The sequence below is a fragment of the Micromonospora sp. NPDC000089 genome (assembly GCF_042899365.1).
Lineage (GTDB): Bacteria > Actinomycetota > Actinomycetes > Mycobacteriales > Micromonosporaceae > Micromonospora.
On sequence record NZ_JBIAZT010000012.1, the window covers coordinates 45,085 to 67,573 of the forward strand.

Below are 22,489 nucleotides of genomic sequence, written 5' to 3' on the forward strand. Positions count from 1 at the left end.
TGGCTGGCCGACCACGCGGTGGCCGGCACCACGCTGCTGCCCGGCGCGGCGCTCGTCGAACTCGCCGTCCGGGCCGGCGACGAGGCCGGCGTGTCCCGGCTGCGCGAACTCACCGTCGCCACTCCGCTGGTCCTGCCGGACACCGGCCGCCTGCGCATCCAGGTACGCGTCGACGGCAGCGGCACCCGCCGCACCGTCACCGTCCACTCCCGCCCCGACGACGACCCCGAGGCGGGCTGGACCCGGCACGCCGACGGCATCCTCGAACCGCCCACCGCCGACGAACCGGCCGTCGGGGCCTGGCCGCCGGTCGACGCGACCGAGGTCGACCTGACCGGCTGGTACGACACGCTCGCGGCGCACGGCCTGGCGTACGGGCCGGCGTTCCGAGGCCTGCGCCGCGCCTGGACCGGCGACGGCGAGGCGTACGCCGAGATCGCCCTGCCGGACGACATGACCGCCGACGCGGCCCGGTTCGGGCTCCACCCGGCGCTGCTGGACGCCGCCCTGCACCCGATCGGGCTGCTGCCGGACGGCGGGACCGGCGGCCCCCGGGTGCCGTTCGCGTTCGAGGGCGTCCAGGTGCACGCCACCGGCGCCACCCTGCTGCGGGTCCGGCTGTCTCGCACCGGAGACGCGGTCCGGCTGGTCGCCGCCGACGAGAGCGGCGCACCTGTCGTGTCGGTGGACTCCCTGGTCCTGCGCGAGATGACCGGCCTGCCCACGTCCGGCGCCGCGAACCGGTCCCTGTACGAGGTGCGCTGGCAGTCCGCGGAGACGTCGGCCGGTCAGGCGACCGGCTGGGCGGTGCTCGGTGCGTCCGTCGACGGGCTGTCGTCGTATCGGGACGTGTCGGCGGTGCTCGACGCGGGGGAGGGGCTGCCGCACACGCTGGTGCTACCGGTCGCGGTGCCGTCCGGCGTGGACGTGCCGGACGCGGTGCGGGTGGTGGCGTCGGATGTGTTGGCGGTGGTGCAGGCGTGGTTGGCGGCGGAGCCGCTTGCCGAGTCGCGGTTGGTGGTGACGACCCGGGGCGCGGTGGTGGCGGCAGCGGGGGATCGGGTGACCGATCTGGCGGGTGCGGCGGTGTGGGGGTTGGTGCGGTCGGCGCAGTCGGAGCATCCGGAGCGGATCGTGCTGGCCGATCTGGATCGGGACGTCGACGGCGGGGTGCTGTCGGTGCTGGCCGGTGTGCTCGGCGACCTGCCGGGCACCGGTGGGCAGGTGGCGGTACGCGGTGACGCGGTGCTGACGCCGCGCCTGGTCCGCGCCGCGCCCGCCATCACGGACGCCGGGCACACGCCGACGGTCGACGGTCGGGCCGCCACCGACGAAGCGTCGGTGCCGGACCACGTCAGGCGTGAGATCGGTGCCGGCACGGTGCTGGTGACCGGCGGCACCGGCGCGTTGGGCGCCCTGGTGGCGGAGCGCCTCGTCACCGGGCACGGGGTGCGGTCGCTGGCGTTGGTGTCGCGGCAGGGCCCGGCCGCGCCGGGCGCGGACGCGCTCGTCGAACGGTTGTCCGGGTTGGGCGCGTCGGTGTCGGTGCTGGCGTGTGACGTGACCGATCGGGATCAGGTCGCCCGCCTGGTCGCGGGTGTGGAGGGTCGGCTCGCCGGGGTGGTGCACACCGCCGGGGTGTTGGACGACGGGGTGGTGTCGTCGATCAGCGCGGAGCGGTTGGCGAACGTGCTCGCGCCGAAGGCCACGGCGGCGTGGTGGCTGCACGAGGCCACCCGGCATCTCGACCTGGACCTGTTCGTGTTGTTCTCGTCCGTCGCCGGGGTGCTCGGCTCGCCGGGCCAGGCCGCGTACGCGGCGGGCAACGCGTTCCTGGACGGGTTGGCGGTGTGGCGTCGGCACGAGGGTTTGCCGGCGGTGTCGTTGGCGTGGGGGATGTGGTACACCGCCGGGATGGCGGCCTCGTTGTCGGAGGGGGAACGGCAGCGGTCGGCGCGGGCCGGGTTGACGCCGATGAGCGTGCAGACCGGTCTGGACCTGTTCGACGCCGCGCTCGCCACCGGTCGACCGCAGCTCGTGCCCACCGTGATCGACGTGCCGGCGCTGCGCGCGGCGACCGCCGGCGCACCCGCACCGGCGATCCTGGCCACGCTCGTCGGCCGTCCCGCCGGCCGGCGCCTCGCCGGGGCCGGTGGCTGGGCCGACCGGCTCGCCCGACTCACCGACGACGAGGCCCGCGCCGAGGTCGACCTGCTGGTCCGGGGCCTGGTCGCGCAGGTGCTCGGCCACGCCGGGGCCGGCGCGGTGCCGGCCGACCGGGCGTTCCAGGAGCTCGGCTTCGACTCGCTGACCGCGGTGGACCTGCGCAACCGGGTCAACGCCGCCACCGGGCTGCGGCTGCCGTCCACGCTGGTGTTCGACTACCCGACGCCGGCCGCGCTCGCCGGACAGGTGTGGTCCGAACTGGCCGGAAGCCGGCCGGAACCGGCAACCGCGCGGGCCGCCGTCCCGACCGGCCTGGACGAGCCGGTGGCGATCGTCGGCATGGCGTGCCGCTATCCCGGCGGGGTGGAGAACCCGGAGCAGCTGTGGGAGTTGCTGGCCGCCGGTGGGGACGGCATCTCCGAGTTCCCGGCCGACCGGGGCTGGGACCTCGGGTCGCTGTTCGACAGCGACCCGGACCGCAGCGGCACGTCGTACGCGACGCAGGGCGGCTTCCTCTACGACGCCGCCGACTTCGACCCCGGCTTCTTCGGCATCTCGCCGCGTGAGGCCCTGGCCATGGACCCGCAGCAGCGGCTGCTGCTGGAGACGTCGTGGGAGGCGTTCGAGTCGGCCGGGGTAAACCCGGCCGGGCTGCGCGGTTCGCGGACCGGCGTGTTCGCCGGGGTCATGTACCACGACTACGCCACGCGGCTGGTGGAACTGCCAGCCGAGGTCGAGGGCTACGTGGGCGTCGGCACGTCGGGCAGCGTGCTGTCCGGCCGGGTGGCGTACTCGTTCGGGCTGGAGGGCCCGGCGGTCACGGTGGACACCGCGTGTTCGTCGTCGCTGGTGGCGTTGCACCTGGCGGTGCAGGCGTTGCGGTCCGGGGAGTGCGATCTGGCCCTGGCCGGCGGCGTGACGGTGATGGCGACGCCGGGCACGTTCATCGAGTTCTCCCGCCAGCGTGGTCTGTCCCCGGACGGCCGCTGCAAGTCGTTCGCGGCCGCCGCCGACGGCACCGGCTGGGGCGAGGGCACCGGCGTGCTGCTGGTGCAGCGACTCTCCGACGCGCAACGCGAGGGCCGCCGCGTCCTGGCCGTGGTGCGGGGCAGCGCGGTCAACCAGGACGGCGCGTCCAACGGGTTGACCGCGCCGAACGGTCCGTCGCAGCAACGCGTCATCCGACAGGCCCTGGCCAACGCGCGGCTGACCACCGCCGACGTGGACGCGGTGGAGGCGCACGGCACCGGCACCACGCTCGGTGACCCGATCGAGGCGCAGGCGCTGCTCGCCACCTATGGGCAGGACCGCGACCAGCCGCTGCTGCTCGGCTCCGTGAAGTCGAACATCGGCCACACCCAGGCCGCAGCGGGGGTCGCCGGGATCATCAAGATGGTCCTGGCGATGCGGCACGGCATCGTCCCGCCGACGCTGCACGTGGACGAGCCGTCGCCGCACATCGACTGGAGTGCCGGGGCGGTGGAGTTGGCGACGGCGCCGACGCCGTGGCCGGTGGTGGATCGGCCCCGGCGGGCGGCGGTGTCGTCGTTCGGCATCTCCGGCACCAACGCCCACGTCATCCTGGAACAGCCACCCGCCGACGCCGCCCCGGCCGGCCCGGTGATCCCCGGTGACACCGCGGAGACCGGGAACCGGGACGCCGCGGAGGACCCGGCCCAAGCCCGGCCGGTGCCGGTGCTGCTGTCCGCCCGTACCGACGCCGCGCTCGCCGCGCAGGCCGGCCGGTGGGCGGCCTGGCTGGCCGGTGACGAGACGGCCCGACCGGCCGACGTTGGCTGGTCGTCGACGGTCACCCGGGCGGCGATGGAGCAGCGGGCCGTGGTGGCCGCCGCCGACCGGGACGACCTGCTGGCTGGGCTGCGGGCGTTGGCGGCCGGTGAGCCGTCCGGCGCGGTGGTCGCCGGTGGTCGGGAGCGGCGGGACCGGGTCGCGGTGCTGTTCTCCGGGCAGGGCGCGCAGCGTGCCGGCATGGGTCGGGAGTTGTCCGAGGCGTTCGGTGTGTTCGCCGCCGCGTTGGACGAGGTCTGCGCACACCTGGACCCGCTGCTGCCGCAGCCGTTGCAGCCGGTGCTGTTCGGCGACACCGATCTGCTGGACCAGACCCAGTTCACGCAGGCCGGGCTGTTCGCGGTCGAGGTGGCGCTGTTCCGCCTCGTCGAGTCGTTCGGGGTGACCCCCGACTTCGTCGGTGGGCACTCGATCGGTGAGGTCACCGCCGCGTACGTGGCGGGTGTGTTGTCGCTGCCGGACGCGTGTGCGCTGGTCGCGGCGCGGGGCCGGTTGATGCAGGCGCTCCCCGCCGGCGGCGGAATGCTGGCGGTCGCGGCCCCCGAGGCCGAGGTGGCCGCGTCGATCGCGGACCACGCGGAGATCGGGATCGCGGCGGTCAACGGACCGACGGCGGTGGTGGTGTCCGGACCGCTCGACGCGCTCGACGCGCTCACGCGCCACTGGCAGGAGCGCGGCGTGCGCACCCGGCGGCTGACCGTCAGCCACGCGTTCCACAGCCCGCTGATGGAGCCCATGCTGGCCGAGTTCCGATCAGTGCTGGCGGGGCTGACGTTCGCCGCGCCGCTGCTGCCGGTCGTGTCCAACGTGACCGGCGCGCTGGCGGCGGGCGACGACCTCCGCACGCCGGACTACTGGGTGCGGCACGTGCGGGAGGCGGTGCGGTTCGCCGACGGCGTGACCGCGCTGCGCGACGCCGGCACGGACACGTTCCTGGAGATCGGCCCGCGCAGTGTGCTCACCGCGCTGATTCCCGACCAGGCCGACGGCGTACGGGCGGTCGCCGCCCAGCGCCACGACCGCGACGAGCGGGACGCGCTGCTGGCCGTGCTGGCCGAACTGCACGTGCACGGGGTGCCCGTCGACTGGGCGCCCTGGTTCGCCGGCACCGGCGCGACCCGCGTCGACCTGCCCACGTACGCGTTCCAACGGCAACGGTTCTGGCCCGACACGCCCGCCCGGACCGACGGGCCGGACGCCGAGTTCTGGGCCGCCGTGGAGAGCGGCGACCCGGCCGCGCTGGCCGCGCACCTCGGCGACGACACCGCCGCCGACGCACTCCGCTCCGCACTGCCGGTGCTGGCCGACTGGCACCGGGCACGCACCCGGTCGGACGCCCCCGCGTACCGGATCGGGTGGGAACCGGTGCGGCCCGCCTCCGCGACCGGGCTGGCCGGCCGGTGGCTGGTCGTCACCGTAGGTGGCGGCGCAGACGCGGGCGTCGCGAAGACGCTCACCGGCGCCGGCGCGCGGGTCGACACGCTCACCGTCACCGCCGACACCGACCGGCGGGACCTCGGGGAACGGCTACGGCGACTCGGCGAGCAGGGCTGGGCCGGCGTGCTCTGCGTCCTGCCCCACCAGGACCGGCCGCTCGACCACACCCCGGCCGTCCCCGCCGGCACCGCCGCGCTGCTCGCACTCGTCCAGGCGCTCAGCGACACCGACCTGCCCGGCCGGGTGTGGGCGCTCAGCCGCGCCGCGCTGCCCGTCGCTCCCGGCGACCGGGGCGGCGACGTGCGGGCCGCGTCCGCCTGGGGCCTTGGCCGGGTCGTCGCCCTGGAACGCCCGGACCGGTGGGGCGGCCTGATCGACCTGCCCGCCCGCGCCGACCGGAACACCCGCGCCGCGCTCGTCGCGGTGCTCGCCGACGGCAGCCACGACCAGGTGGCCGTACGCCGTACCGGCGTCTTCGTCCGCCGCCTCCTGCCGGCGGCACCGCCGGCCGGCGGCGGCTGGCAGCCGCGCGGGACCGTGCTGGTCACCGGCGGCACCGGCGCGCTGGGCCGGCACGTGGCCCGGTGGCTGCTGACACACGGGGCCGACGAGGTGGTGCTGGCCTCCCGGCGCGGCCCCGCCGCCCCCGGCGCCACCGAGCTGGCCGACCTGCCCGGCGCGGTGCGGGTGGTCGCCTGCGACGTCAGCGACCCGGTCGCCGTCAGCGACCTGGTGGCCGGCCTGCCGCAGCTGACCGCCGTGGTGCACACCGCCGGCGTCGCCGGCGACCCCGCCGCCGTGACGGACCTGACCACCGACGATCTGGCCGGCACCCTGTCCGGCAAGGCGCTCGGCGCAATCCACCTGGACGCCGCCTGCCAGGGCCGCGACCTGGACGCGTTCGTGGTGTTCTCCTCCGTCGCCGGCGTGTGGGGCGGCGGCGGGCAGGCCGGCTACGCCGCCGGCAACGCCCTGCTCGACGCGCTGGTCGCGGCCCGCCGCGCCGCCGGCCTGCCCGCCACCGCGCTCGCCTACGGACCGTGGGCCGCCGATGGCATGGCCGCCGGCGAGACGGCGGACGGGCTGCGCCGGCGTGGCCTCGACCCGCTGCCACCGGCCACCGCCGTGGCCGCGCTGGGCCGCTGGGTCAACACCCCCGAACCGGCCCCGGTGATCGCCGGCGTGGACTGGTCCCGGTTCATCGCGGCGTACACCGCGGCCCGGCCCAGCCACCTGTTCGACCGGGTCGCCCCGGCCGTCCGCGTGGACCGGGAGCAGCCGGAGACCAGCGGCGACGGCGGCCTCCGCGCCCGGCTCGCCGCGCTGCCGGCCGCCGGGCAGGAGACGCTCCTGCTCGACCTGGTACGCGCCGAGGCCGCGGCGGTGCTCGGGCACACCTCCACCGACCAGGTGCCCGCCGGTCGGGCGTTCCGCGAACTCGGCTTCGACTCGCTGGCCGCCGTGCAACTGCGGGACCGGCTGGGTCGGGCGACCGGCGCCACGCTGCCCTCGACAGTGGTGTTCGACCACCCGTCGGCGGCCGAGCTGGCGCGCTTCCTGCGTACCGAGGTGGTGGCCGGCGCGGACGTTCCCGCCGAGGTCGTCCGGACGGCCCGGCCGGCCGCTGACGAACCCATCGCCATCGTGTCGATGGCCTGCCGTTTCCCCGGCGGGGTGTCCTCCCCGCAGGAGCTGTGGCGGCTGCTCGCCGACGGCGGGGACGCGGTCACGCCGATGCCCACGGACCGGGGCTGGGACCTCGACGGACTGTTCGACAGCGACCCGGAACGCGTCGGCACCAGCTACACCCGCAGCGGCGGCTTCCTGGCCGACGTGGCCGGTTTCGACGCCGCGTTCTTCGGCATCAACCCGCGCGAGGCGCTCGCCATGGACCCGCAGCAGCGGCTGCTGCTGCACACCACCTGGGAGGCGTTCGAGCACGCCGGCATGGACCCGCACCGGGTACGCGGCACCGCCACCGGCGTGTTCATGGGCACCAACGGGCAGGACTACGCCACGTTGCTGCTGGGCGCCCGGTCCGAGGTGGAGGGCTACCAGGCCACCGGCAACGGCGCGTCAGTCGTCTCCGGCCGGCTGGCGTACGCGTTCGGCCTGCACGGGCCCGCCGTCACCGTCGACACGGCCTGCTCGTCGTCGCTGGTGGCGCTGCACCTGGCCGCACAGGCGCTGCGCTCCGGTGAGTGCGACCTGGCCCTCGCGGGCGGCGTGACAGTGATGTCCACGCCGGGCGCGTTCCTGGAGTTCTCCCGGCAGCGTGGGCTCGCCGAGGACGGCCGGGTCAAGGCGTTCGCCGCCGCCGCGGACGGCACCGGCTGGGGCGAGGGCGTCGGCGTGCTGCTGCTGCAACGCCTCTCCGACGCGGAACGCGACGGCCGGCGCATCCTCGCCGTGGTACGCGGCAGCGCGGTCAACCAGGACGGCGCGTCCAACGGGCTGACCGCCCCGAACGGGCCCGCCCAGCAGCGCGTCATCCGGGCCGCTCTGGCCAACGCCGGCCTGACCCCGGCCGACATCGACGCGATCGAGGCGCACGGCACCGGCACCACGCTCGGCGACCCGATCGAGGCGCAGGCGCTCGCCGCCGCGTACGGGCCGGACCGGCCGGCCGACCGGCCGCTCTGGCTCGGGTCGGTCAAGTCGAACCTGGGCCACACTCAGGCCGCCGCCGGTGCGGCCAGCCTGATCAAGATGGTGCTGGCGCTGCGCCACGCGACGCTCCCGGCCACGCTGCACGTCGACGCGCCCACGCCGCACGTGGACTGGGCGTCCGGCCCGCTGGCGCTGCTCACCGAGGCGCGCCCGTGGACGGCCGGCGGCTCGCCGCGCCGGGCCGGCGTCTCGTCGTTCGGCATCAGCGGCACCAACGCCCACGTGATCCTGGAGGAGGCGCCGACCACCGGTGCCGCCGACGACCGCACCGCCACCGTGGCGGCAGGCCACACCCCGGACGAGAGCGACACCGGGCAGGGACGGGCGAACACGGACCCGACCGAAGCGCCGCGCGCCGACGCGGACCGGACCGCCGCCGCGGAGCCGAGCGCCGCGTCGCGCGCCGACGTGGCGCTGCCGTGGCCGGTCAGCGCCGCGACCGCGGCCGGCCTGCGGGACCAGGCCGACCGCCTGGCCCGGCAACTCGCCGACCCGGCCGCCGCCGACCCGGTCGATCCGGCGGGCCCGGCCGGTCCGCTGGCCGCTGTCGACCCCGGCGCGGTCGCCTGGGCGCTGGTGGAGGGCCGGGCGCACCTGGCCCACCGGGCCGTGGTGGTCGCCGCCGACCCGGCGACCCGGCTGGCCGCGCTGACCGCGCTCGCCGCCGGCGACACCCACCCGGCGCTCGTCCCGGCCGCGCCGGCACGGACCGGCCGACTCGGGATCCTCTTCTCCGGGCAGGGCGCGCAGCGCGCCGGCACGGGCCGCGAGCTGTCCGCGGCGTTCCCGGAGTTCGCCGCCGCGCTGGACGAGGTGTGCGCGCACCTCGACCCGCTGCTGCCGCAGCCGCTCAAGCCGGTGCTGTTCGACGACGGTGACCTGCTGGACCAGACGCAGTTCACCCAGGCCGGACTGTTCGCGGTCGAGGTGGCGCTGTTCCGCCTCGTCGAGTCGTTCGGGATCGTGCCGGACGCCGTCGGTGGTCACTCGGTCGGCGAGATCGTCGCCGCCCACGTGGCGGGTGTGCTGTCCCTGACCGACGCGTGCACGCTCGTCGCCGCGCGCGGCCGGCTGATGCAGGCGCTGCCGACCGGCGGCGGGATGCTGGCGGTCGCCGCGCCCGAGGCCGAGGTGGCCGCGTCGGTCGCCGGGCACCCGGAGGTCGGGATCGCGGCGGTCAACGGCCCCTCGTCGGTGGTGGTGTCCGGCCCGACCGACGCGCTGGACGGGATCGAGCGCGCCTGGCGGGAGCGGGGTGTCCGCACCCGCCGGCTCACCGTGAGCCACGCGTTCCACAGCCCGCTGATGGCGCCGATGCTGGCCGAGTTCCGGACCGTGCTCGACGGGTTGAGCTTCGCCGCGCCGCTGCTGCCGGTGGTGTCCAACCTGACCGGCGCGCTCGCGGCGGGCGACGACCTGCGGACGCCGGACTACTGGGTGCGGCACGTGCGCGAGGCGGTCCGGTACGCCGACGGGATCGCCGCGCTGCGGGACACCGGCGTGGACACGTTCCTGGAACTCGGGCCCGCCGCGGTGCTGACCCCGATGAACGCCGACCTGCTCCCCGACGACACCACCGCGGTCGCCGCGCTGCGGGCCGGCGTACCGGAGGTCACCAGCCTGCTCACCGCGGTCGCCACCGGCTACGCGGCCGGGCGGGACCCGCACTGGCCGGCGCTGCTGACGCCGCTGGCCGGCCCCCGCCCCGCCGCGCGGGACCTGCCCGAGCTGCCCACGTACGCGTTCCAGCCGCAGCGGTACTGGCCCACGCTGACCACCCCGGTCGGCGGCGCGGCGGCGGACGACGGCGAGTTCTGGCGGGCGGTCGGCGACGGCGACCTGGACCGGCTCGGCATCGACACCGGGCAGCCGCTGCGTGACGTGCTACCACAGCTCGACGCGTGGCGACGCCGGCGCCGCCAGGACGGCGTGCTGGCCGGCTGGCGCTACCGGGTCACCTGGCACCGGCGCCCGTTGACCGGCGGCGAGCCGGGCCGCTGGCTGCTTGTCGCGCCGCCCCGCGAGACCGCCGACACGGTCGCCGACGCGCTGCGGGCCGGCGGCGCCGACGTACGGCTGCTCACCGTCGACCCGGCCACCGCGGACCGGGACGGCCTCGCCGACGCCCTGGCCCGGGCCGAGACCGACCACCGGCCCACCGCGCTGCTGTCGCTGCTCGCGCTGGACGAGGCCCCGCACCCCGGGCAGGACGCCCTGCCGGCCGGGCTCGCGGCCAACCTGCTGCTGCTCCAGGCGCACGTCGCCCGCGACGCCGGTGTGCCGCTGTGGCTCGCCACCGCCGGGGCCGCCGCCACCGACGACGAGGCCGCCACCCGACCGTGGCAGGCCACCAGCTGGGGCCTCGGCCTGGCCGCCGCGCTGGAACACCCCCGGCACGTCGGTGGTCTGGTGGACCTGCCCGGCGCGGTGACCGCCGAGGCCGCCGCCGGGCTGCTCACCGCGCTGACCAACCGCGAGGGGGAGGACCAGCTCGCGATCCGCGCCGCCGGCCTGCTGGTGCGCCGGCTGGTCCGGGCGACCGGCCCGGCCGACGGTACGGGCGGCGGCTGGACGCCGCAGGGCAGCGTCCTGCTCGCCGGCGGCGCCGGACCGGTCGCCCGGCACACCACCGCCTGGCTCGACCGGGCCGGCGCATCAGTGGTGCCGCTGGACGAGACGGCCGGCGGCAAGCTCGCCGACCGGATGGCGCAGCTCGCCGCCGACGGGCGGCCGGTGACCGGCCTGGTGCACGTGCCGGCCGACACCGGCACCGCGCCACTTGTCGACCTCACCCTGGCCGACCTCGCCGCCGACCTGACCGCCACCGTCGGTGACCTGCCCCGGTACGCCGACGAGGTGGAACAGCGCGCGCTCGGCGCGCTGGTGGTCTGCTCGTCCACCTCCGGCGTGTGGGGCTCCGGCGGGCGTTACGGGCAGGCGGCCGGCGACGCGCTGCTGCACGTCCTTGCCGCCGGTTGGCAGCACGCCGGGCTGCCGGTGACGTCGGTGGCGTTCGGCCCCTGGGCCGACGGCCTCACCGACACCGACCTGGCCCACCTGGGCCGCAGCGGCCTGCCCGGCATGGACCCGGAGCTGGCCGTCGCCGCGCTCCGCCAGGCGGTCGTCGACGGCGACCGGCTCGTCGTCGCCGACGTGCGGTGGGACCGGTTCGTGCCGGCCGTCGCGGCGGTCCGGGACCGGCCGCTCTTCGCCGACCTGCCCGAGGCCGTCGAGGCGCTGCACGGCCTGCACGCCGAGCAGCCCGCGGATGACGCCGCCGCGGCGGCGCTGCGGGACCGGCTGCGTCCGCTCGGTGACGCGGAGCGGGACGCGATCCTGGTCGACCTCGTCGCCGGCCAGGCCGCGGCGGTGCTCGGTCTCCCGGACGCCGCCGACCTCGGCCCCGGCCGGGCGTTCCGCGAGGTCGGATTCGACTCGATGACCGCGGTCGAGCTGCGTAACCGGTTGCGCGCCGCGACCGGGGCCACGCTGCCGGGCAGTGTGGTCTTCGACTACCCGACCCCGCTGGCGCTCGCCCGGCACCTGCGGACGCTGCTGGCGCCCGACGGCGCCGCCGCCACCACCGGCCTGCTCGCCGAACTGGAGAAGGTGGACGACCTGTTCACCGCCGGCACGCCGGACCCGCTGACCCGGCAGAAGCTGCTGGTGCAGATGCAGGCGTTCATCGCCCGCTGGGGCGACGAGCGCGCGGGCACGCCGGAGGCACCGGTGACCGACACACTCGACGCGGCCAGCGACGCCGAACTGTTCGATTTCATCCACCGCGAGCTGGGCGGGCCGGGCGGCGAATTCTGAACGAATTCGCGCACCATTGTGGGCGCCCCGGCCCCGCCGGTCGCGGGGGCTTAGCGGACGCCGCCGCGACCGGTCCGGCCGGGTCGGTCGCGGCGGCGTACCGGCCCAGCCTGCGCACCTCGCGGCGGCGTCCCTGCTAGGGGCGGCCCTAGGGGCGGGCTAGGGGTTGTGACGCGTCTGGCCAGGCAATTACCTTCCTCACCGTAAGTGAGACCTGGTGGGCGCCGGTCAACGCAATTCGTGATCGCGCCGAACGGTATTGGGTCGCCTGTTGTTCCGGCCCGAAAAGGTGGCGCTGATGGCGACTGAGGACACCCTCCGGGAATATCTGAAATGGATGACCGCCGACCTGCACCAGACCCGGCGGAAGCTCGGCGAGCTGGAGGCCGCGAACCGCGAGCCCATCGCCGTCGTCGGCATCGGCTGCCGGTTCCCCGGCGGGGTGCGCTCCCCGGAGGACCTGTGGCGGCTGGTCGACAGCGGCACCGACGCGGTCTCGGCGTTCCCCACCGACCGTGGCTGGGACCTGGAGCGGCTCATCCACCCGGACCCCGATCACCCCGGCACCTCCTACGTCGGTGAGGGCGGCTTCCTGGACTCGGCCACCGAGTTCGACGCCGGCTTCTTCGGGATCTCGCCCCGCGAGGCGCTGGGCATGGACCCGCAGCAGCGGCTGCTGCTGGAGACGTCGTGGGAGGCGTTCGAGCACGCCGGTATCGACCCGGCGACGCTGCGCGGCCACCAGGTCGGCGTGTTCGCCAGCACCACCGGTCAGGACTACGCGGCGCTGCTCCAGACGCCCCCGCCCGGCGTCGAGGGGTACGTGCTCACCGGCACCGCCGCCAGCGTCGTCTCCGGCCGCATCTCGTACGTGCTGGGCATCGAGGGACCGGCCGTCTCCGTCGACACCGCGTGTTCGTCGTCGCTTGTCGCGATGCACCTCGCCGGCCAGGCGCTGCGGCAGGGCGAGTGCACGCTCGCGCTCGCCGGCGGCGCCACCGTCATGTCCACCCCGGCCGCGTTCGTCGGGTTCAGCCGCCAGCGCGGGCTGGCCGCCGACGGCCGGGTCAAGGCGTTCGCCGCCGCCGCCGACGGGACCGCCTGGGGCGAGGGCGTCGGCGTGCTGCTGCTGGAGCGGCTCTCCGACGCCCGCCGCAACGGCCATCCCGTCCTCGCCGTGATCCGGGGCAGCGCGGTCAACCAGGACGGCGCGTCCAACGGGCTCACCGCTCCCAACGGCCCCTCCCAGCAGCGGGTGGTGCTCCAGGCGCTGGCCAGCGCCCGGCTCGCCCCGGAGCAGGTCGACGCCGTGGAGGCGCACGGCACCGGCACCAACCTCGGTGACCCGATCGAGGCCACCGCGCTGCTCGCCACGTACGGGCAGGGCCGGCCGGCCGACCGCCCGTTGCGGCTCGGGTCGGTGAAGTCGAACATCGGCCACACCCAGGCCGCCGCCGGCGTCGCCGGTGTGATCAAGATGGTCATGGCGTTGCGGCACGACCGGCTGCCGGCCACGCTGCACGTGGACGCGCCCACCCCGCACGTCGACTGGTCCGCCGGCGCGGTGTCGCTGCTGAACGAGCCGCTGCCCTGGCCGCCGGGAGAGCAGCCGCGCCGGGCCGGCGTCTCGTCGTTCGGGATGAGCGGCACCAACGCCCACGTGATCGTCGAGGAGGCCCCGCCGCCGCCGGATCCGGCCGCCGCCACCCCGGCGACCCCGGACGCCGAGCCCGCCGCCGCCATCTCCACGGACGTCACGTCGGTGACCGGCCCCGCGCCGGTGGTGGCCGCCGGCCTGGTGCCGGTGCTGCTCTCCGCGCGCGACGCCGCCGGACTGGCCGCCCAGGCCGCCCGCTGGGCCGACTGGCTCGCCACCGACGACGCCCCCGTCACCGACATCGGCTGGTCGTCGGTCACCACCCGGGGCGCGCTCGAACACCGCGCCGTCGTCCTCGCGCCGGACCGGGACGCGCTGCGCGACCACCTGCGTAACCTCGCCGACGGCGACGCCGCGCCCGGCCTGGTCACCGGCGCTGGCCCGCGCGGCGGGCAACTGGCGTTCCTGTTCAGCGGGCAGGGCGCCCAGCGCGCCGGGATGGGCCGGGAACTGGCCGCCGCGTTCCCCGCCTACGCCGACGCGCTCACCGAGGTCTGCCGCGAACTCGACCGGCACCTGCCCCGACCGCTCGGCCCGATCCTCGCCGCCGCGCCCGGCACCGACGACGCCGCGCTGCTCGATCGGACCGAGTACACCCAGGCCGCGCTCTTCGCCGTCGAGGTGGCGCTGTGCCGGCTGCTGGACTCGTGGGGCGTACGGCCGGACCTGCTCGCCGGCCACTCCATCGGCGAGGTGGTCGCCGCGCACGTGGCCGGCGTGTTCAACCTCGCCGACGCCGCCACGCTGGTCGCCGCGCGCGGCCGGCTGATGCAGGAGCTGCCGGCCGGCGGCGCGATGCTCTCCGTGTCCGCCGCGCCCGCCGAGGTCGAGGCGCTCCTCACCGACGTCGACGGGCCGATCGGCGTCGCCGCCGTCAACGGGCCGGCCGCCGTCGTGGTCTCCGGGGCCGCCGAGGCGGTCGCCGAGGTCGAGCGCCGCGCCGCCACCCAGGGCGTACGCACCAAGCGCCTCACCGTCAGCCACGCCTTCCACAGCCCGCTGATGGAGCCGATGCTCGCCGAGTTCGCCGCCGTGGTGGCCCGGCTGGACCTGCGCGCGCCGACCCTGCCGATCGTGTCCAACCTGACCGGCGAACCGGTCGACCCGGACGAGATCCGCACCCCGGATTACTGGGTGCGGCACGTCCGGGAGACGGTCCGCTTCGCCGACGGCGTGACCCGGCTGCGCGCGCTCGGCGCCGGCACGTTCCTCGAGGTCGGGCCGAGCGGCGTGCTGACCGCGCTGACCCGGGAGTTGACCGGCCCGGACGCCACCGCGGTGGCGCTGCTGCGCCGCGACCGCCCGGAACCCGCCGCGCTGCTGACCGCGTTGGCCGAGCTGCACGTCGCCGGCGTCACCGTCGCCTGGCAGGAGCTGTACGCCGGGGCCGACCCGAGCCGGGTCCGGCTGCCGGGGTACGCGTTCCACCGGCAGCGATTCTGGCCCGATCCGCCGGCCGCCCCGCCCACCGTCGAGGCGCCAGGCGCGGACGCCGAGTTCTGGACCGCCGTGGAACAGTCCGACGTCGACGCGCTGCGCAACCAGCTCGGCGCCGAGCCGGTGGAGGCGCTGCTGCCCGCACTGCCCGTGCTCTCCGCCTGGCGGCGCGGCCGGCAGGACCGGTCCGTGGTGGACGGCTGGACGTACCAGGTGCGGTGGGAACCGGTCCCGGTCGCCGAGGGTGACCGGCCGGCGGGCCGCTGGCTGGTGCTGCTGCCCGCGGACGCCGGGGAGCGCGAGGAGTCCGGCGCAGCGCGGCCCCGCGGTCGCGAACCGAAGGTGGGCACCACCCCCGGGTGGGCCGACGAGCTGCCCGGCCTCTTCGGCGACGCGGCGGTGCTGCGGCTGGGCACCGGCGACCTGGACCGGGCGGCGCTCGCTGACCGGCTGCGCGCCACGATCGGCGACGCGCCGGTCGCCGGCGTGCTGCACCTGGTCGCCGGGCACGACCGGCTGCTGCCCGAGCACCCCGGCGTCAGCCTCGCCGCCGCCACCACGCTGGTGCTGCTCCAGGCGCTGACCGACCTCGACCTCACCGCCCCCGTCTGGTGCCTGACCAGCGGCGCGGTCAAGGCCGGACCGGCCGACCGGCTCACCGACCCGGTGCAGAACCTGGTCTGGGGCCTCGGCCGGGCCGCCGCCGTGGAGCAGCCGCACCGGTGGGGCGGCCTGATCGACCTGCCGGCCGTGCCCGACGACGCCGTCCGCCGCCGCCTCGCCGCGGTGCTCGCCGGCGGCAGCGACGAGGACCAGGTCGCGGTCCGCGCCGGCGGCGTCTGGGGCCGACGGCTCGTCCCCGCCCCCGCGCCGGAGCGGCCGGCCGGCGACCGGTGGGCCGACGCCACCGTGCTGGTCACCGGCGGCACCGGCGCGCTCGGTGGACACGTCACCCGCTGGCTGCTGGACCGGGGGGCCCGGCGGGTCGTCCTGGCCGGCCGGCGCGGCGCCGACACGCCCGGCCTGGCCCCGCTGCTCGCCGAGCACGGCGCCGACGGGCGGGTCACCGCCGCCGCCTGCGACATGACCGACCGTACGGCGGTCGCCGCGCTGCTCGACTCGCTGCCGGACCTGACCGCGGTGGTGCACGCCGCCGGCACCGACCAGCTCACCCCGCTGACCGCCACCACGCTCGACGAGTTCGCGCACGTCGTCGCCGGCAAGGTGGTCGGCGCGCTGCACCTCGACGAGTGCCTCGCCGACCGTCCGCTCACCGCGTTCCTGCTCTTCTCCTCCGTCTCCGGCACCTGGGGCAGCGCCGGGCAGTGCGCGTACGGCGCGGGCAACTCGCTGCTCGACGCGCTGGCCACGAATCGCCGCGACCGCGGGCTGACCGCCACCGCCATCGCCTGGACCGCGTGGGGCGGCGCCGACGGCATGGCCGCCAAGAACGCCGCCACCGAGCAGCTGCACCGGATGGGCCTGCCCACCATCGACCCGGGCCGTGCCCTGCTCGCCCTGGACCGGGCGCTGGACCGGCCCACCTCCGGCGTCACCGTCGCCGACGTCGACTGGAGCCGGTTCCACCCGGCCTTCACGCTCACCCGGCCCAGCCCGCTGCTGTCCGAGCTGCCGCAGGTCCGCGCGCTCGCCGAGGCGGAGGCGGCGCGGGACGCCGGCACGCCGGCCGGCGTGGCCGAGGCGCTGCGCCACCTGGCCGACCTGCCCGAGGCGGAGCAGGAACGGGAGCTGCTGCGGCTGGTCGACGAGCAGACCGCCCGGGTCCTCGGTCACGCCACCGCCGACGACCTGCGCGGCCGACCGTTCAAGGACCTCGGCTTCGACTCGCTCACCGCGGTGGACCTGCGGACCCGGCTGAACGAGGCCACCGGGCTGCGCCTGCCCGCCACCCTGGTCTTCGACCACCCCACCCCGGCCGAGTTGGCCCGGCACCTGCGGGAGAGGGCGTTCGGCGCGGACACCGCCGCCCCGGCCGTCCCGGTCACCGCCGCCGACGCTGACGAGCCGATCGCGGTCGTCGGCATGGCCTGCCGCTACCCGGGCGGCGTGGGCGGCCCGGAGGAGCTGTGGCGTCTCGTCACCGACGGCGTCGACGCGATCGGCGGCTTCCCCACCGACCGGGGCTGGGCTGTGCCCGCGCCGGACAGCGGCTACACCCCGGCCGGCGGGTTCCTGCCCGAGGCCACCGGCTTCGACCCGGCGTTCTTCGGCATCTCGCCCCGTGAGGCGCTGGCCATGGACCCGCAGCAGCGGCTCACCCTGGAGACCGCGTGGGAGGTGCTGGAACGGGCCGGCGTCGACCCGACCGGTCTGGCCGGCAGCCGTACCGGCGTATTTGTCGGCGCGTCCACCTCCGGCTACGGCACCGGGCTCACCGAGGTGCCGGAGGGCACCGAGGGCTACCTGATGACCGGTGGGGCGCACAGCGTCATCTCCGGGCGGGTCGCGTACACGCTCGGCCTCGAAGGGCCGGCCGTCACCGTGGACACCGCCTGCTCGTCGTCGCTTGTCGCGCTGCACCTGGCCGGTGAGTCGCTGCGCCGGGGCGAGTGCGACCTGGCGCTGGCCGGCGGTGTCGCGGTGATGGCCACCCCGGACACGTTCGCCGAGTTCTCCCGGCAGGGCGGGCTGGCCGCCGACGGCCGGTGCAAGTCGTTCGCCGCCGCCGCCGACGGCACCGGCTGGTCCGAGGGCGTCGGCATGCTGCTGGTGGAACGGCTCTCCGACGCCCGCCGGCACGGCCACCGGGTGCTCGCGCTGATCCGCGGCTCGGCCGTCAACTCCGACGGCGCGTCCAACGGCCTGACCGCGCCGAACGGTCCGTCGCAGCAGCGGGTGATCCGGGCCGCGCTGGCGGACGCGGGGCTGTCCACGTCGGACGTGGACGTGGTGGAGGCGCACGGCACCGGCACCACCCTCGGTGACCCGATCGAGGCGCAGGCGCTGCTGGCCACGTACGGGCAGGACCGGGACGGGCACGAGCCGCTGCTGCTCGGGTCGATCAAGTCGAACATGGGTCACGCGCAGGCCGCCGCCGGCGTCGCCGGCGTGATCAAGATGATCCTCGCGATGCGGCACGCGACCGTGCCGGCCACGCTGCACGTGGACGCGCCGTCGCCGCACATCGACTGGTCGGCCGGCGCGGTGGAGTTGGTCACCGAGGCGCGGGCGTGGCCGGCGGTGGACCGGCCGCGTCGGGCGGCGGTGTCGTCCTTCGGCATCTCCGGCACCAACGCCCACGTCGTCATCGAGGCGCCCGACGCGCACGTGGTCACCGGGCAGCCCGACGCGCCCGCGTCGGGGCTGGTCCGGACCGACGCGGTGCTCTGGCCGCTGTCCGCCCGCTCGACCGCGGCGCTGACGAGCCAGGCGGAACGGCTCGCCTGGCATGTCCGGGAGCACCCGGACCAGCCGCCCGCGGCGGTGGCCTGGTCCCTCGCGACCACCCGCGCCGCGCTCGACCAGCGCGCCGCGATCGTGGGCACCGACCGCGACGACCTGCTGGCCGGCCTGGACGCCCTCGCGTCCGGTGCGCCGGCGGCGAACGTCGTGACCGGCACCAGCGTCGAGCACGATCCGGGTCCGGTGTTCGTGTTTCCGGGTCAGGGTGGTCAGTCGGTGCGGATGGCGGCCGGTCTGGTGGGTCGGTGTGCGCCGTTCGACGTGCGTCTTGCGGAGTGTCAGCGGGCGTTCGCGCCGTTCCTGGACGTGGATCTCGTATCGGTGCTGACCGGGGAGGACGACGCCTGGTTGGACCGGGTGGAGGTTCTGCAGCCGGTATTGTTCGCGGTCGGTGTGTGTCTGGCCGAGGTGTGGCGGGCCGCCGGGGTTGAGCCGTCGCTGGTGATCGGGCATTCGCAGGGCGAGATGGCCGCCGCGTGCGTGGCGGGAGCGCTCTCGTTGGACGACGCGGCGAAGGCGGTGATCCTGCGGGCCCGGGCGTTGTCCACGCTGGCCGGGTCCGGGGGAATGCTGGCGGTGGACCTGTCGGAGGCCGAGGTCGCCGCGCGGGTCGAGGGGATCGCGGGCACGGTGGTGGCGGTGCTCAACGGTCCGGGGCATGTGGTGGTGTCCGGGCCGCCGGAGACGCTCGCCGACCTGCGGAAGCGGTGGCAGGCCGACGGGGTGCGGGCCAAGCCGGTGCCGTTCAACTACGCCTCCCACAACCCGGCCGTCGAGCAGATCCGCGAGCGGATGCTGGCCGACCTGGCGGATCTGTCGCCGCAGCCCGGTCACACCCGGATGGTGTCCACGGTGACCGGGGACTGGGCCGACCCCGAGAGCATGGACGGGGATTACTGGTACACGAACCTGCGCCAACCCGTGCGGTTCGAGCAGGCGGTGCGGACCGCGCTCGGGGCCGGGCACCGCACGTTCGTGGAGGTGTCCGCGCATCCGGTGCTGACCATGCCGGTGACCGCGATCCTGGACGACACCGACACCACCGGGTACACGCTGTCCACGCTGCGCCGCGGTGACGACGACCCGACCCGACTGCTGACCAGCCTCGCCACCGCCCACACCGTCGGCCTGACCGTCGACCTGACCCGCGTCCTCGCCCCCGCGACCACCGTCGACCTGCCCACCTACCCGTTCGCGCGGGACCGGTACTGGCTGGCGCGCGGCGGCTCGGGCCCGGTCGGGCTGCCCGCCGCCGGCCTCGACGCGGTCGACCACCCGCTGCTGCACGCCGTGGCCGACCTGCCCGGCGACGAGGGCCTGCTGTTCACCGGCCGGCTCACCCTGGCCACCCACCCCTGGCTGGCCGACCACGCCGTGCTCGGCACCGTCCTGCTCCCCGGCACCGCAGTGGTCGAGCTGGCGTCCTGGAGCGGACGCGCCGTCGACACCGCCCACGTCACCGAACTGGTCCTGGAAGCGCCGCTCGTCGTCCCGCCCACCGGCGGCGTCGACCTGCGGGTCCGCGTCGGCCCCGTCGACGACGACGGCTGCCGGCCGGTCACCATCCACTCCCACCTCGGCGACGACGGCGACACCCCGGGCACCGGCCGCACCTGGCAGCGGCACGCCACCGGCCTGCTCGCCCCCACCCGCCCGGTCACCGTCGCCACCGGCGGGGCCTGGCCGCCCGCCGACGCCGAACCGATCCCGCTGGACGCGCTCTACCCGCACCTCACCGCGCAGGGCTACGGCTACGGCCCGACGTTCCAGGCGCTGCGCGCCGCCTGGCGCAGCGGCGACGACCTCCTCGCCGAGGTGGCGCTCGACACCGACGCCCCCGCCGACCCGTTCACGCTGCACCCGGCGCTGCTCGACGCCGCGCTGCACACCATCGGCGCCGATGCGCTGCACCGCGCCACCACGACCGCGCCGGCCGGAGACGCCGCGACCACGCCGACCACGGCACCCGGGCTGCCGTTCTCCTGGACCGGGCTTGCGATCCAGCCCACCCGGGCCCGGGAACTGCGGGTCCGGCTCACCCCCACCGACGGCGCGGTCGCCGCCACCGTCACCGACACCGGCGGCGTGCCGGTCGCCTCCCTCGACGCGCTCGTGCTGCGCCCGATCAGCGCCGACCAGCTCGACACCGCCCGCCGGACGGCCGCCCGGTCGCTGCACCGACTCGACTGGATCAGCCCCGAACCGGGCGACCGCCGCCCGTCCCGCCTCGCCGTGCTCGGCGACGCCGACGAGTGGCCCGGCGTCGAGGCGTACCCGGACCTGGACGGGCTGGTCGCGGCCGTGACCGGCGGCGCGGCCCGGCCCGACGCGGTCGTCGCCACCGTCACCGGGCAGCGCGCCGACGAACCCGACCCGGCCCGTGCCGCGCACCTGCTCACCCACGAGACGCTGGCGCTGGCCCAGGACTGGCTCACCCGCGAACCGCTCGCCGACATCCCGCTGGTCGTGGTCACCCGCAACGCGGTCCGCGCCGAACCCGGCGACCGCCCCACCGACCTGCCGGCCGCCGCCGCGTGGGGGCTGATCCGCTCCGCCCAGTCCGAGAACCCGGGCCGGTTCGTGCTGCTCGACCTCGACGACGACCCCCGCTCCACCGTGGCGCTGCCGGCCGCGCTCGGCACCGGCGAACCGCAGCTCGCGCTGCGCGCCGGCCAGATCCGGGTACCCCGGCTGGTCCGCCTCGGCCCGCCGCCCGAGCGGCCCGAACCGGAGCTGTCCGCCGGCACCGTGCTGGTCACCGGCGCCACCGGCGCGCTCGGCCGCCTCGTCGCCCGGCACCTGGTCACCCGGCACGGCGTGCCGCGCCTGCTGCTGGCCAGCCGCAGCGGCCCGGACGCGCCCGGCGCGGCCGACCTGGTCGCCGAGCTGACCGCGCTCGGCGCCGCCGCGCAGGTCGTCGCCGTCGACGTCAGCGACCGGGACGCGCTCGCCGTGCTGCTCGACGAGATCCCCGCCGACCGGCCGCTGGTCGGCGTGGTGCACGCCGCCGGCGTCCTCGACGACGGCGTGCTGCCCGCGCTCACGCCGGCCCGGTTCGACACCGTCCTCACGCCCAAGGTGGACGCCGCCTGGCACCTGCACGAGCTGACCGAGAAGCTGGACCTCGCCGCGTTCGTGCTGTTCTCCTCCTCCGCCGGCCTGTTCGGCGGGCCCGGCCAGGCCAACCACGCCGCCGCGAACGCCTTCCTCGACGGGCTCGCCCACCACCGCCGGGCGCGCGGCCTCGCCGTCACGTCCATGGCCTGGGGGCCGTGGGCCAGCCCGGCCGAGCCCGGCGGGCCGCAGGGCCACGTCGACGAGCAGCGGATGAGCCGGGCCGGCTTCCGGCCGCTCGGCCCGGACGAGGGCATGGCGCTGTTCAGCGAGGGCCTGCGCCACGAGGAGCCGGCCATCGCCCCGGTCAGCCTGGACCATGCCGTCCTCGGCCGGCTCGGACCGGCGCTGCCCCGGCTGCTGCACGGCCTCGTCCGTACCACCGGTGGTAACCCCACCACGGGCCCGGACGGAGACGCGGCGGCGGCACTGCGCGACTCGCTTGCCGCCACCGCCCCGGCCGACCGCGACCGGGTGCTGTCCGACCTGGTCCGCACGCACGCGGCGGCGGTGCTCGGCTACGCCTCGATCCGCGACGTGGACGCCGACAAGGGCTTCGTCGAACTGGGCTTCGACTCGCTGACCGCGGTGGAGTTCCGCAACCGGCTCAGCGCTGCCACCGGGCTGCGCCTGCCGTCCACGCTGATCTACGACCGGCCCACCACCGCCGCGATGGTCACCCACCTGCGCGGCGCGCTGCTCGCCGAGCGGAGCACCTCCGCGCTGACCGTGCTCGGCGAGCTCAACAAGCTGGAGACCGCGATGCGCGCCATCGCCGACGACGACACCGACCGCGCCGCCGTCGCCGTCCGGCTGCGCGAACTGCTGTCGCTCTGGACGTACGCCGACAGCGGCGCCGACGACCCCGGTGCGGGTGACGGCAACCTCAGCTCCGCCAGCGCCGAGGAGCTGTTCCACCTCCTCGACGACGAACTCGGAACCGCCTGAGATGCCCCGGAC

Annotated in this window: 2 protein-coding genes (1 of these 2 cut by a window edge); both read left to right on the forward strand. The window is 76.5% G+C overall.

Features of this window, described 5'->3' with window-relative positions:
• Nucleotides 1-11,898: the end of a type I polyketide synthase gene (locus ACFY3U_RS21305; RefSeq protein ID WP_387204286.1), read on the forward strand. It extends 17,940 nt beyond the left edge of the window; only the last 11,898 of its 29,838 coding nucleotides appear in the window; its start codon lies beyond the left edge, outside the window; its stop codon occupies nt 11,896-11,898.
• 298 nt (nt 11,899-12,196) lie between these two features.
• A complete protein-coding gene (locus tag ACFY3U_RS21310; RefSeq protein WP_387204289.1) occupies nt 12,197-22,477 on the forward strand; it encodes a type I polyketide synthase in 10,281 nt (3,426 codons plus the stop codon).
• The last annotated feature ends 12 nt before the right edge of the window (nt 22,478-22,489 follow it).

Coding starts and splice junctions, on each gene's coding strand:
- ACFY3U_RS21310 (WP_387204289.1), top strand. CDS start 12,197: ATGGCGACTGAGGACACCCTCCGGGAATATCTGAAATGGATGACCGCC.